This window comes from Paenibacillus sp. FSL H3-0310, from assembly GCF_038002785.1.
GTDB classification, from domain to species: Bacteria; Bacillota; Bacilli; order Paenibacillales; family Paenibacillaceae; genus Paenibacillus_AQ; species Paenibacillus_AQ odorifer.
Genome location: NZ_JBBODC010000002.1, coordinates 1,073,067 through 1,086,492 on the forward strand (window position 1 = coordinate 1,073,067; position 13,426 = coordinate 1,086,492).

15 protein-coding genes and 1 tRNA gene are annotated in these 13,426 nt (G+C 43.0%); 14 read left to right on the forward strand and 2 right to left on the reverse strand.

Annotated features, from left to right (window positions below; genetic code table 11):
* Positions 1-21 precede the first annotated feature (21 nt).
* Together MHH63_RS24195 and MHH63_RS24200 are read left to right on the forward strand one after the other, a co-directional pair.
* Positions 22-1,167: an aminotransferase class V-fold PLP-dependent enzyme gene (locus MHH63_RS24195; RefSeq protein ID WP_340011686.1), complete on the forward strand. Its 1,146-nt coding sequence runs from the start codon at positions 22-24 to the stop codon at positions 1,165-1,167.
* A gap of 36 nt (positions 1,168-1,203) precedes the next feature.
* Positions 1,204-1,704: a DUF4446 family protein gene (locus MHH63_RS24200; RefSeq protein ID WP_036677768.1), complete on the forward strand. Its 501-nt coding sequence runs from the start codon at positions 1,204-1,206 to the stop codon at positions 1,702-1,704.
* On the opposite strand, the gene yyaC is transcribed toward MHH63_RS24200, so the two are convergent.
* Positions 1,676-2,284 carry a spore protease YyaC gene (gene yyaC / locus MHH63_RS24205; RefSeq protein ID WP_036677770.1) on the reverse strand — a complete coding sequence of 203 codons (609 nt, stop codon included), beginning with the start codon at positions 2,282-2,284 and terminating at the stop codon, positions 1,676-1,678. The genes MHH63_RS24200 and yyaC overlap by 29 nt on opposite strands.
* A 119-nt stretch (positions 2,285-2,403) precedes the next feature.
* Between yyaC and MHH63_RS24210 the strand changes: the two genes are divergently transcribed.
* The 4 genes from MHH63_RS24210 (at position 2,404) to MHH63_RS24225 (ending at position 4,057) form a co-directional block, all read left to right on the forward strand.
* Positions 2,404-2,649: a DUF3343 domain-containing protein gene (locus MHH63_RS24210; protein WP_076124321.1), complete on the forward strand. Its 246-nt coding sequence runs from the start codon at positions 2,404-2,406 to the stop codon at positions 2,647-2,649.
* 21 nt (positions 2,650-2,670) lie between these two features.
* The gene (locus MHH63_RS24215) at positions 2,671-3,711 is read left to right on the forward strand and encodes a mechanosensitive ion channel family protein (protein ID WP_076305873.1); all 1,041 of its coding nucleotides are present in this window, start codon (positions 2,671-2,673) and stop codon (positions 3,709-3,711) included.
* The gene (locus tag MHH63_RS24220; RefSeq protein WP_036677772.1) at positions 3,711-3,923 is read left to right on the forward strand and encodes a DUF951 domain-containing protein; all 213 of its coding nucleotides are present in this window, start codon (positions 3,711-3,713) and stop codon (positions 3,921-3,923) included. Before MHH63_RS24215 ends, MHH63_RS24220 begins: the two co-directional genes overlap by 1 nt.
* Before the next feature lie 43 nt (positions 3,924-3,966).
* Positions 3,967-4,057: transfer RNA gene (locus tag MHH63_RS24225), tRNA-Ser, on the forward strand.
* 367 nt (positions 4,058-4,424) lie between these two features.
* Here the strand turns inward: MHH63_RS24225 and MHH63_RS24230 are convergent.
* Positions 4,425-4,622, reverse strand: coding sequence for a YjzC family protein (locus MHH63_RS24230; RefSeq protein ID WP_036677774.1), 198 nt, complete (start codon positions 4,620-4,622; stop codon positions 4,425-4,427).
* Positions 4,623-4,839: 217 nt separating this feature from the next.
* Here MHH63_RS24230 and rpsF point away from each other — a divergent pair, with 217 nt between their 5' ends.
* The 8 genes from rpsF to MHH63_RS24270 all read left to right on the forward strand — a co-directional run bounded on the left by rpsF (position 4,840) and on the right by MHH63_RS24270 (position 13,341).
* Positions 4,840-5,124, forward strand: a complete 285-nt coding sequence (rpsF, locus tag MHH63_RS24235; protein WP_036677776.1) for a 30S ribosomal protein S6 — start codon at positions 4,840-4,842, stop codon at positions 5,122-5,124.
* A gap of 48 nt (positions 5,125-5,172) precedes the next feature.
* Positions 5,173-5,679 (forward strand): single-stranded DNA-binding protein, encoded by a 507-nt coding sequence (gene ssb, locus MHH63_RS24240; RefSeq protein WP_036677780.1) that lies wholly within the window; start codon positions 5,173-5,175, stop codon positions 5,677-5,679.
* Positions 5,680-5,700: 21 nt separating this feature from the next.
* Positions 5,701-5,973 carry a 30S ribosomal protein S18 gene (gene rpsR, locus MHH63_RS24245; RefSeq protein ID WP_036651767.1) on the forward strand — a complete coding sequence of 91 codons (273 nt, stop codon included), beginning with the start codon at positions 5,701-5,703 and terminating at the stop codon, positions 5,971-5,973.
* 509 nt (positions 5,974-6,482) lie between these two features.
* The gene (locus tag MHH63_RS24250; RefSeq protein WP_076278204.1) at positions 6,483-8,432 is read left to right on the forward strand and encodes an endonuclease MutS2; all 1,950 of its coding nucleotides are present in this window, start codon (positions 6,483-6,485) and stop codon (positions 8,430-8,432) included.
* Positions 8,433-8,625: 193 nt separating this feature from the next.
* Entirely contained in the window at positions 8,626-10,344 is a 1,719-nt protein-coding gene (opp4A, locus tag MHH63_RS24255; RefSeq protein WP_076278205.1) for an oligopeptide ABC transporter substrate-binding protein, read from the forward strand.
* 84 nt (positions 10,345-10,428) lie between these two features.
* Positions 10,429-11,373, forward strand: coding sequence for a D-alanyl-D-alanine carboxypeptidase family protein (locus tag MHH63_RS24260; protein WP_341172175.1), 945 nt, complete (start codon positions 10,429-10,431; stop codon positions 11,371-11,373).
* A gap of 322 nt (positions 11,374-11,695) precedes the next feature.
* Positions 11,696-12,721 (forward strand): LCP family protein, encoded by a 1,026-nt coding sequence (locus MHH63_RS24265; protein ID WP_076099795.1) that lies wholly within the window; start codon positions 11,696-11,698, stop codon positions 12,719-12,721.
* A gap of 194 nt (positions 12,722-12,915) precedes the next feature.
* Positions 12,916-13,341, forward strand: a complete 426-nt coding sequence (locus MHH63_RS24270) for a CBS domain-containing protein (protein WP_036677795.1) — start codon at positions 12,916-12,918, stop codon at positions 13,339-13,341.
* Positions 13,342-13,426 lie beyond the last annotated feature (85 nt).

Consider the following 13,426-nt stretch of genomic DNA (forward strand, 5'->3'; position numbering starts at 1 on the left):
TATGAGACGAGGAGCGGGGTTATGGAAGACTTCGTATATTTGGATCATGCGGCTACGTCCTGGCCTAAACCTCCAGAGGTGGCAGCTGCGATGATGAATGCTTTGCAGTCGGGAGCAAATGCTGGTAGAGGGAATTATTCGTTGGCCATGGGAAGCGGACGGGTGTTGGTGAGAGCCCGGAGTTTGCTGGCGGAGTTGTTTGGGGTTTCTAATGCACAAGACATAGCGTTTACCCAAAACACTACGATGGCATTAAATATGGCGATTAGAGGTACACTCAAAGCAGGGGATCATGTAATCTCTACAATGACTGAACACAATTCTGTGCGGAGACCTTTGGAATATTTACGTAAGTCACTAGGGATAAGTGTTGATTATCTGAAGGTGGATCGAGAAGGGCAATTGGATTTGAACGAATTGGACAAAGCGTTTCGACCAATCACTAAAATGGTAATTTGTAATCATAGCTCCAACTTATTAGGTAGTATACTTCCCATTGGTGAAATCGGGGATCTAGCTAAAGCAAAGGGTGCTATATTTCTAGTGGATGCTGCTCAAAGTGCAGGCTCGCTTGATATTGATGTGAAAAAGATGAATATTGACTTATTAGCTTTTCCCGGGCATAAAGGATTGCTTGGACCACAAGGGACTGGTGGGCTCTATATATCACCTGAATTGGATCTCGAGCCCTTAATGCATGGAGGGACAGGCAGTCAATCTGAGAATAGTGAACAACCCTCTGTTCGCCCAGATCGGTATGAAGCGGGAACGCAAAATGCGGTAGGAATTGCTGGTTTACTAGCCGGTGTTCAAAAGGTAAAATCGATAGGGACAAACGTTATCCACGAAAGAGAGTGGAAGCTGACTCAACTGCTGATGGAGGGCTTGTCCCATATTCCAAACATTAAACTGTTAGGGCCCACATTAGGGGCTCCGAGAACTGGAATTGTGTCGTTTGTAGTGGATGGGGAAGAATCGGCGAATATAGCCCACCGTCTAGATCGTGAGTATAAAATAGCCGTCAGAGCGGGTATGCATTGTACCCCACTGGCACATAAGGCTGTTGATACACTAGAAAGTGGTGCTGTTCGGGCGAGTGTAGGCGTAGATACAACAGAGCATAATATAAGCAGAATGCTAGCTGCTATGGATGAGTTATATGGCTGATGCCCGCAGCAGATAAATAAAAAGGATGGTCCATTCATGTCTGAAATGAATCAATTAATTAATGAACAGTTGCAGTGGTTTGTGTTTGGTTTCGTAGTAATTATGCTAGTATTGATAGTGACTGTAATCGCCCAGGGAGCTAAGCTGCGGACTATACGGCGCAAATATGAGGCCATGATGGCAGGAAGCGGTGTGGAGGATCTGGAAGGCCTTCTGGTTGATCTGAAGAACCAAAGCGACATGCTGGAAGAAGAACAACGTGAGCAAAAAGCGTTGATAGAAGCTACCCAAGTCAAAATCCGCGGCATGAAGTCAAATATCGCTCTGAAGCGTTATAATGCCTTCGGTGAACGTGGTAATGATTTGAGCTTCTCGGTGGCTATTCTGGATGACAATAGCAGTGGCATTGTATTAACCAGCCTTCATAATCGTGAGAACTCATATATTTACTCCAAGCCTATGCAAAATGGGGAATCACAATATGCCTTATCGCCTGAAGAAAAAGAAGTTATAACTCTCGCGTTGCAGCAGAAGTAGCATGCAGGTTCCATTGTTTTAAAGCAGAATATAGACTTGTAGCGATAATATCAGATAATCGCATGACTAGACTTAGCCGTGTATTCTGCAATACGAAATACTCCATAAAGCCGCCGACATTAACGATTCCAGTCAAATGGATATCTCCAACCGGCGGCAATTGTTTATTTACGCCAGCTCCTGGTCTGAGGGGACCTTCAACGACTTGGATGCAGCCAACACTAGTAGAGTGACCTAAGCAGGCATCTATTCCGATGACAAACGGGTTATTATATTTTTCATTAATTAGAGACAAAGTCTCTTCAAGATTGACGGCATGAACCGGTTCTTCAAGGGTACCGTATAAATGAAACAATGGACTATGAAAACGGGATAATGCAGTACCAACAAGAGGACCGAGAGAATCTCCGGTGGAGCGATCAGTGCCTACACAGATGACGATAATTTGAGTCTCTGGACGCGTGCGTGAAAAGTGAAAAAGTAGCCGATGAGTAATTGCGGAATAGATATCGGGATCTGTATGTGATATTTTTAAACAGGACGTTTCTTGCGCTGCTGTAGCCTTGGATGAGGAGTTCATACCATCTTCCTTTCTAAGGGTGATTCTATTTGTTGGTATCTAGTATATGGATAGAAGAGGGGTTTTATACTCCAGCAGCAAGAGATAGGACGATAAACCTATGGAGAGGCTTGACGTATATGCAGGATGAGATGTTAATAGCGTTTGACTCCACCCAGCAGGCGCTTCGTGCTGAAATGCTGCTTGAGTATGCTGAAATAGAAATTGATATATTTCCAACTCCGAAGGAGATCACCGCAGGCTGTGCAATTTCAATTCAGTTTTTTCAAAATGCGCTGGAAGAGGTAAAAAGAATTATAGTTGAGCAGGAAATAGAAATACGTGGCATCTACGGAAAACACAACGAGAACTACATACTGATTTAGGGGTAGGGAGGAGTACATGCGATGAATATGTGGATACTGGAGGCTGATACACCCGGTGCGGATACATTAAAAGATGCCATTCGCTTTAAAGATAAGGTGTGGAATTGGTTTACCGATGCTGATATGTGGGCGGATGTATTATTTGCGGGTCTACGGATTCTTGTTATTTTTCTCTTAACCCGGGTTATTATTAAAATTGTTTCTAATATTATTGATCGTTCGCTTGAGCGTAAAACCGGTGGCAGACTTCTGTCCAACACACGAAGGTTTACTACGGTTGGGGAATTGATGAAAAATGTAGTGACAGTTATCTGTAATTTTGTGATGATCATGCTCGTGCTTTCTGAGTTCCACTTCGATTTGGCACCATTGTTGGCTGGAGCGGGTGTGCTTGGTTTAGCAGTGGGTTTTGGGGCACAAAGTTTGGTGAAGGATGTTATTACAGGTTTCTTTATTATTTTAGAGGATCAATTTGCAGTGGGTGATGTAATTCAAACGGGGACCTATAAAGGAACGGTAGAATTAATTGGACTGCGAACAACCAGACTGTTAAGCACAACTGGAGAAGTATTTATTATCCCGAATGGATTAATCACGAACGTGACCAATTATTCTCTCTCGAATGCATTGGCTGTAGTTGATGTTCCTGTAAAAATGGAGCGGAGCTTGGAGGCCACGCTAGGTTTGATTGGAGAAGCGCTAAAAGGAATAGAAGAGCGTAACTCTAATGTTCTTGCTTATCCTAATGTGCTCGGTATACAGTCCATGAGTACTTCGGAATATGTAATTCGTATAGCGGCTAGCTGTTTACCTAATGCAAAAGAGGTTGCGGAGAGACAGATTCAGAATGATATTAAGCAGGCACTAGAGAAACTCAGCAGTCTAGAGCAGGCCCAAGCTGCTCTAGCCGAAGAGGAAGCGCGTTTGAAGGCAGAAGAAGAAGCAAAGGCTGAAATTGAACTGGCAAAAGCAGAAAATGAGCAGGAAGTATCGGATACGCCTGACACTGGATCAAGACGCCAAATCGCAGCTACACAAGAGGGGAAAAAGGGGGAAGGGTAGTGGAACGTAAAGTTTTTCAGCTTGGAGATATTGTACAGATGAAGAAACAGCACCCTTGCGGTTCTAATGAGATGGAGATCATTCGCATGGGGATGGATATCCGCATTAAGTGTACAGGATGTCAGCATAGTGTTCTGATTCCCCGGGCGAAATTCGAGAAGAATATGAAGAAGGTACTGCGTTCAGCAGAGGGAAATACAGACAATAATTAAGCTTGCAAATGGCATGTCTGCATGATACAATTATTTTTGCTGCGGAGAGGTACCCAAGAGGCCCAAGGGGGCTGACTCGAAATCAGTTAGGCGTGTCACAGCGTGCGTGGGTTCGAATCCCACCCTCTCCGCCACTTCAGCATAATATAACATTTTAATGAATCCTTCGTTCCTGTAACGGAGGTTTTTTTGTGTCCACTGAGCTGTTTGCAAAAGATCATAACATGCAAAAAGAAGGGCCCTTTCGGGTCCTTCTTCAAGAGGCAGTACATCAATGATGTTGGAATTTCTCTGTATATAGCGACTAAAGTGATTTAGGCGTTGCTGAGGTTACTGCTTTTTAGACAATAACCCACTACTATTCCCAGCTAACAATAGATGCTGAATCAGATATCCTGTGATTGTGTTCGTCTACGACGGCCAACGGAACCACACCTCTCTTTTGTACTGCCTGAGTATAGTATGTGTAATGTCGTTTTTTTTATACACATTTATTTTTATTTAATGTACACGTGCTTTTTCAACCTTTTTCCACTTCCGATTTTTGTTACTGGTCTCGGGGAAGGTGTCTCCTTTTTCCATTTTAATATGCTGTGGATTCTGAATTTCGGTGTGGAAGCTTCGCGCTTCACCTACCTCTGTATACATGCCTGGATTGGGGGCTTTGTCGCCTTTTTCATATTCTGTCTTTTCGCCCATCATTATCGCTCCTTCCTTAAGTGCAGATGAATTCACTGATTATTGTGCGCAGGTAGGGTTTTTTTCATGTAAAAAGAGGGTGGAAGGTTGTCCGGTATTAATATTGCTTGCACTCTGCTGCTCGTTTTGGTATATTAATCAGGTGCGAGTCTATGTTTGTGCTCGTTCCTTGCTCCTGACGTGATTAGGGGCCTCAGACCATAAGGAGGTGAAAATTATGCGCAAATATGAAGTGATGTACATTATTCGTCCTGACATTGAACAAGAAGCTGTTCAAGCAGCAGTCGATAAATTCCAAGGCATCATCTCCAATGGCGGGGAAATTACAAAGCACGAAGTGCAAGGTAAACGCCGTCTTGCGTATGAGATCAAGAAATTCCGTGATGGCGTTTATGTTTTGGTTAACTTCAATGCAGAACCTGCAGTAGTTACTGAATTAGAACGTCTTATGAAGATTTCTGACGAAGTTATTCGTTATCTCATTACGAACGACGTTGCTTAAGATCTTGACAAGCTTTGTAATGAATCGCTCTAAAGGAGGGGACCAGAATTGTTGAACCGTATCATTTTGATCGGACGGTTGACCCGTGACCCGGAACTTCGTTATACTCCCGCTGGTGTTGCCGTAACTCAATTTACGCTTGCCGTAGATCGTAACTTTACGGGCCAGAACGGTGAACGTGAGGCAGACTTCATCCCGGTTGTTACCTGGAGACAGCTAGCAGAAACCTGTGCCAATTATTTGCGCAAAGGTCGTCTGACAGCAGTGGAAGGACGCATCCAAGTGCGGAACTATGAGAATAACGAAGGTAAACGTGTATACGTAACTGAAGTTATTGCTGATAATGTTCGTTTCCTGGAATCTTCACAAAGCCGTGAAGGTGGAAATACTTCAAGTGGTGCAAGTAGTATGCCTGAAGAGCCAGCATATGGTGGCGGTGGTAACGCTGGACGCGGAAATAACAACAATAATTTCTCGCGTAACAACAATACTCAAGATCCTTTTTCGGGCGATGGTAAACCGATTGATATATCGGATGATGATTTGCCATTTTAATTAGGAAGGACTGAAAAGAATATGGCTTTTAAACCAAGAGAAGGCGCTGACAACGACAAAAGACCAGCACGTCGTGGTGGACGCAACAAGCGTAAAAAAGTTTGCTTTTTCACTGTGAACAAGATTACTCACATTGATTATAAAGATACTGAACTTCTTAAGAAGTTCATCAGCGAACGTGGAAAGATTTTGCCACGTCGTGTAACGGGTACAAGTGCAAAATACCAACGCGCTCTTACCATTGCTGTAAAACGCTCGCGTCAAATCGCGTTGCTTCCTTACACAACGGAATAGGACGTTTTATAGAAGCAGTCGGGAAACCGGCTGCTTTTTTGTTGTGAAAAGCCAGCGTGTGGATTACGTTGACGTTCCATCTGGAATGTGTTAAATTACAGCTATCCTATAACAAAAGGGGAAATATTGATGTTGGTGACCGTTCTTAACTAGCAATTTCATAACACTTGATTAGGAAGGCTTTAGCAGGCTCGTCTTTTGGCGTTTCCGTGCTCTATTTGAGTTCGTTTCGCGCAGAGGTCTGTTGTTCCTAACAGTGGATGATTTAGTTAAGAACACACGAAGCGTCATATGGCCTCTTTACGGCTGTTGTTCTCTTTGTAATTAACCGTGCTCTTAGAGCACGGTTTTTTGTTTTTCGGCCACCCTGGCTTTTATGGGGACCTTAAGACGCCAGAGAACAATAGCTCAAAAAGAAGGGCAAGGACTGCCATAGTGGCATTCTTTGTCCTTTTTGCGTTAGGGAGATTTAGTTCCAAAAAAAGTTAGATCAATAAGGAGGATTTGCTGTGAATTTACAAAGTCTAAACACGTTGGAATACGAAATTATTAAAACCGAGCTTAGCCGTCATGCGGTATCTTATGTAGGAAAGAAAACTGTAGAAGAGCTTATGCCTATGACCTATTTACCTTCGATTCAAAGAGCGATGGAGGAAACGTCTGAAGCTAAAGAACTGCTCGAGCGGGGGTCCAGTGTACCGATTCCTTCATTGGAGGGGATTGAGTGGATCATGTCACTAATGGGGACTGGATATTTGTACAGTGAGCAAGACTTCACTGCAGTGGCTACATTTCTAAAGAGCTGTAGTCAATTGCGCAAATATATGGCTTCTAAAGAGCAAAGTGCTCCCCGGATTGCTGCTTATGCTTCCTCGCTGCTGGAATTAAATCATGTGCGGGAAGCAATTGATCGTTGTATCCGCTTTGGGGCGATTGATGATGGAGCTAGTAAGGGGTTAGAGCGGGTTCGTAAACGGATTGGCGTAGCTAAAGAACGTCTTCATAAAAAAATTGACGGGATCATGTCGCGCCATCAATCGATTTTGCAAGAGAATATTTATAGCCAGCGTGGTGGACGATATGTTATCCCCGTAAAGCGGGAGTATCATAGGCAAATAAAGGGATCGGTACTTGATCAATCCACAAGTGGACAGACGGTGTTCATTGAACCAGAGGAGATCGCCTCCATGCAGATTGAGCTGGATCTGTTATTAGGAGAAGAGGCGCGTGAAGAAGCTGTGATCCTCAGTATGCTGACCAGCATGGTAGAACAGGAACAAACTGCACTGCGCCTAAATATCGAGGTTACAGGCACCTATGATTTTATTTTTGCCAAAGCAAAATATGCACGAACGCTGGGAGCATCTGAGGTTACTCTAAATGATAGGGGTTTTCTAAGGATGAACGGAGGCAGACATCCCATGCTGCAGGGCATGATTCCAATTAGCCTGGAGATAGGGAAGGGATATAAATCCCTAATCATTACAGGTCCAAATACAGGCGGGAAAACGGTGGTGCTCAAGACCCTCGGGCTGCTGACCCTCATGGCTCAATCCGGGTTGTTGATTCCGGTCGAGGAGGGGAGTGAGTTTACGGTCTTTACGGATGTGATCAGTGTAATCGGAGACGGACAAAGTTTGGCCCAATCACTGAGTACATTTTCGGCACAAATGAAGAGTATTGAGGGAATGCTGAGAGATGCCTCTAAAGGGGTGCTGCTGCTCATTGACGAGCTGGCGGCAGGTACAGACCCTGGTGAAGGAATCGCCCTCTCAATCGCCATTCTGGAAGAGCTGAGCCGTAAAGGGGCCAATATTATCGTCACAACCCATTTTAATGAGCTAAAAGCCTTTGCCGCTGCGACAGCCGGTTTTCAAAATGCACGAATGGAATTCGACAAAGAAACGCTGCAGCCGTTGTATCATCTGACTATCGGAGAAGCGGGGGAGAGTTACGCTCTGCAAATTGCCAAAAAGCTGGGTATCCAGGATAACGTTATCAAGCGATCGTGGGAGATCGTTGAGGCGCAGCAGCAAAGGCTGCAGAAAGGTGATGGGTCGGCATGGGCAAGTCTTTTTAGCAAAGAGGGGGAGAAAGGGAAGACTGCACCTGTTATAGAGGATTTTGAAAAAGAAGAAAAGTCTGCGGAATCACTGAGCGATAAGGAGAAGCAGACCCAATATGAAATTGGTGATGCTGTTCTTGTAACTTCACTGGGGCGGATAGGCATTGTTTATGAGAAAAGAGATCACTTAGGAATGGTCGGAGTGATGATCCAGAAGCAAAAAATGCGGATTAATCATAAACGTTTAAAACCATATCTATCCAAAGATGAGCTGTATCCTGAGGAATATGACTTTGATATAATTTTTGAGAGCAAGGATACCCGTAAAAAGCGGAAATTGATGCAGCGTAAGCATGTCGAAGGCCTGAGAATTACGCATAAGGATGAAGAATAATGTAATAAAAGGATCTGCCTATGAGGTAGGTCCCTCTTTTTTTATAAATACTATGAAATATGCGTAAATTCAAGCAGGAGTATAGGCCTAAAGCTTAGAAGTTATTGTAACCATTCTAAAACTTTGTTACAGTAAATATTTATTCCATAGCTTATATGTAGATATACGTTCAACTAGAGAAGGGAAGGAACACATGAAGAATAAGAAGATATGCGGGTTCTTGTTAACAATGCTCGTGATGACTACTGTATTGTCAGCATGCAGCAGAGCAGGTACCAGCAGTAATTCATTATCTTTACATCACAATGAGGTGGTCGAAAAGCCACAGACTGGCGGAGTAGTTACTTATGGATACTCATCGCCGTTTATGGGCTTCTTTGAGCCTGCTTTTTATGAAGGTGAAGATGACTTTCATGTGCTGGAGTTTATTACTGAGGCCATGTTTACGATAGATGATGATTTATCAACGGTTCCTAATATCGCCACTTGGCAGGAGTCCGAGGATCATAGAATATTTACCTTTAAAATTAAACCGGGAATCCGTTGGCATAATGGAGATGAACTGACCGTAGAGGACTGGAAATTTGCGATGGAGACTATTGCTAGTCCAGAATACACCGGATCGCGTTATTATAGTGTGGAAATGATTCAAGGTGCAGAAGCCTATCATAAGGGTGAGGCGAAGAATATAACAGGTCTTAAGGTTATAGATCCTTATACTTTGAAAATAACAATGACAGCTGCCCGCGTAAATACGATTGATAATCTATGGCCGTATCCGATGAATAAAAAATATTATACTGGAGTCGCTGTTAAGGATATGCCTGAGAGTGATCAGATGCGAAAAAATCCGATTGGGATTGGCCCCTTTGAGGTGAGCCTTATTGAACCTGGCCAGCGGGTCGAGATGAAGCGCTTTGATCAATACTATAAAGGTAAGGCTTTATTGGATGGTGTGTTGTATAAGGTATTTGATGACAAGGAAATCATCAGCCTGTTTGAACAAGGCGTAATTGATATAGAGAATGCCCCACGAGATACTTATGAAAAGCTGAGCGAACTCGATAATATTAATATTTTACAATCAAATGAGCTTGCTTATGAGTATATAGGGTTTAAATTTGGGTATTGGGATAGTGAAGCTGAAAAAATCGTAATGGATAACCCTAAATTTGCGGATAAAAGATTACGTCAGGCGATGTATTATGCACTTGATCGGGAGGGGATCATTCAATCATTTTCTCATGGGTTAGGCAAGCCTATAGAAACTCCGGTTTCCAGTGCAAGCTGGGCGAAGATCCCTGACAGTCAGATTAATACGTATCCCTATGATCCGGAAAAAGCGAAGCAGCTGCTTGATGAGGCTGGTTTTGTAGATGTTGATGGAGATGGGCTGCGTGAGGATCAAAAAGGAGAAAAATTAGTTATTCATTATGATTCTATGCTAGGCAGTCATTCAGCGGAGTTACGAACTGCTGCTATTCTGGAGGATTGGCGAAATGTGGGACTCGATGTGCAGCTTAATGGTGGGGCGTTAAAAGAGCTCAACACCTTCTATGAAGCAGTAGAGGCTGATGATCCGTCCATTGAGTTGTTTAACGGGGTATGGGGATTAGCTAATGATCCTGATCCTTCAGGTCTCTGGAGGGAGAATGATTTGTGGAACTACCCACGTTGGTCCTCGGAGCGGAATGAAGAATTGATTCGCGATGGCACAAGTATGAAGGCATATGATAGAGATTATCGACAACAAATCTATTATGAATGGCAGAAGCTAGTGAATGAAGAGGTTCCAATGATCTTTTTTGCGGAAAGAGAAAGCATTACTGCTGTTAATAAACGTCTACAAGGTGTGCGTGTTGATTCTTTGGGCTCCATAATTGAGCCTAATAAATGGTGGATAAAGGACTAAATTAAAAAAAATAAAAAAAATTACGCAAAAAGTGAAATCAAATTGCTGTTTCATTCGTCATATATATTATGGAGGATGACAACGATGAAGAGACGGATATTGATATGGGCTGGTGCAGCTTTGATAGTCGTTGTCTTAATTACGGTGTGGAGGCCTATCGAGCTGGGCTTTAAACCGGATATTGACGCGGGTTCAGCAGTGCTGCTAGATATGGATAGTGGAGACATATGGGTCAATATAAACGGCGATGTGCCTATGCCACCGGCCAGTGTGTCTAAATTAATGACTGAAATGATTGTGCTGGATCACATAACCTCTGGAACCCTTAGGTGGGAGGATAGAGTCCCTATTAGTGCTTACGCCAGTCAAATGGGAGGTATGAGTCTCTCATTAAAACGAGGAGATTTCTATACAGTAAGGGAGCTATTCGAAGGCATCACCATCTATTCTGCTAATGATGCTGCAGTTGCATTGGCAGAATATATGGCAGGATCAGAGGATTCTTTTGTACTTATGATGAATGATAGAGCACGTAGTTTAGGTTTATCTCCTAATACGGTATTTACCAACGCCTCTGGATTGTCGAGCAAGGATCTTGGTATCATTCGTCAGCCTACGCATATCGGTGGCCAGACGATGATGACAGCGAGGGATACAGCCAAATTGGCAGCTGCTCTAATCCATAATCATCCTGATGTACTGAATATTTCCGGTCGTACACAGATGCAATTAAAGGATAAAGGGTTATATGTTAGTAATAGCAACCTTATGCTTCCAGGTATGGGCGGCGCTTACGCATACGATGGAGCAGATGGGTTGAAGACTGGATATGATAGCCAGACGGGATATTGTATTGCGGGATCAGCCCAGCGAGAGGGGCACCGGCTTATTGCGGTCGTTATGGGGGCAGAGACCTATGGCAGCCGATTTGAGGGTGCTGCTAAATTGTTCGATTATGGGTTTTTCCGCGATTTACATTATGGAGAACGGGTAAAACATATTATACATGCCCTTGGAATTCGAAGTTAAATTTGGAGCATCATACCAGTAATTATTACTTGGTATGGTGCTTTTTCCCTATTCATGTCGGTATTTGTTGTTTCTTTTTATCCATTTAGTGATTACAATAGAAATATTGTTTTATCCCATATTATTTTAGAAACGCAAAAAAAATTTTTTCTATAATTTAGAATGACCCGAATTTCCTGAAAGGGGGGACAATAAGATAATGGAATAAGGGACAGTAAATTCGCCGCCGAGAGAAATAAAACCATGACTGCCTGAGAACGATCAGGAGGCATTGTAAATATATGGTATTTGTAATTATTCTACAATAAAGAAGGAATCAAAGATGAAAAAAATAAAGAAAAGATACATTGCGCTAATTGTTCTCGTCGTTGTTATAGCGGGAGGCTTTCTGTTTCGGAATTCTTTGGCCGTATTAGCCTTTGACCTCTTTTTGTCCGATCGGGTAGAAAGCAAGCTGAAAGAAGAATCTTACCAGCCACTTAAGGATGAGAATAAGGTTAAGCCAGAGCCGGTTGTATACAAAAGCGATCCATTCTCGCTGATGCTGCTCGGGACTGATCAACGCGACAATGAAACCGCACGTTCAGACACTATGATGTATGCTGTTGTTCGCCCTGAGGATTACAAAATTCTGCTTATTTCTATTCCACGTGATACGTATACCGAGATTATTGGGCATAACGATAATAAAAAAGATAAGATTACCCATGCTTATGCTTTTGGTGGGCAGCAAATGGCTAAGGATACTCTGGAAGCACTGCTGGAGCATGATATTCAGTATTATGCCACCATTAACTTTCAAGGGCTCAAGGATGCCGTTGATGCTATTGGAGGCGTTCCGTTGCCAATCAAGAAGGACATTGTAAACAAGGGTAAGGACCATGAAAAGTTTACGATCGAGGGTGGAAAGTCGAATTATAACGGTCAAGAAGCACTCAACTATACACGCTACCGTGAAGATAGTGACTTTAACCGGACCAAACGCCAACAGGTTTTTATTGATGTCGTAGCTAATAAAATGTTATCGATCAGCCAAATCGGCAATATTCCTAAGCTGCTGGATATTATGGGCGATAATTTTAAGACCGATATTGAGCCTTCAATGATTATTAGTCTGGCCAAGAAATTTATGGGCGGCAAAGATATGGATATCTCAAGCTTTACGGTAATGGGCGAAGGAAAACGTATTGACGGACTTTATTATGATATCGTTGATGAAGAGGACTTGCGCGAAGCTAAGGCGCTGATTGATAATTGGATGAATGCAGGAACACCTGTAGATCAACTGATTGAGCCGGGAAAAGCAAGTAATGCACTCGAGCCCAAAGCAACAGCAGTTACACAGTAATTCTAATTGGAAAGCTAAACTCATATAAATAAATTGCAGCAGCCATAAACATTCTCATGGCTGCTGCTTACTGTCTTCATGTTATAATGAGTTGGAACTATTATTTAGCTGCTACGTATAATCACATTGGCATGGCAGTAAAAGGAAGTTAAAGAACCGTAATTCCTTCGGAACTCTTTGAGGAGGATCAAGAGATGAATATTGCATTTTTTTTACTTCCGAAACAGGAGGTGGCCTGCGTAACGCTCGATTCTACGCTGCGCCAAACGCTTGAGAGGATGGAGTTTCACCGCTATACAGCAGTCCCGATTCTTAACCGTAATGGAGAGTATGCCGGCACGGTAACGGAAGGTGATCTGCTCTGGTACATGAAAGAGTCGGAGGGTAAGGTTTCGTTTGAGAACGCTTCAAAATTTTTGCTGAAGGACGTTCCATTACGTATGAATAACAAGCCGGTCTCGATTGATGCGGATATGGAAGATCTAATTAATTTGGCTAAGGTGCAGAACTTTGTACCTGTGGTCGATGATATGAACCGGTTTATTGGAATTGTTCGCCGGAGTCAAGTCATAGAATATTGCGAGAAATTTGTAACAAGACAATCACAGGAATCATTATAGTCCCAGTGTATTCGCGGTTATAGAAGCTATCGGAACAAGGCCTGTATTTCCGGCGATAACGGAATGCGGGTCTTTTTTAAAGAAA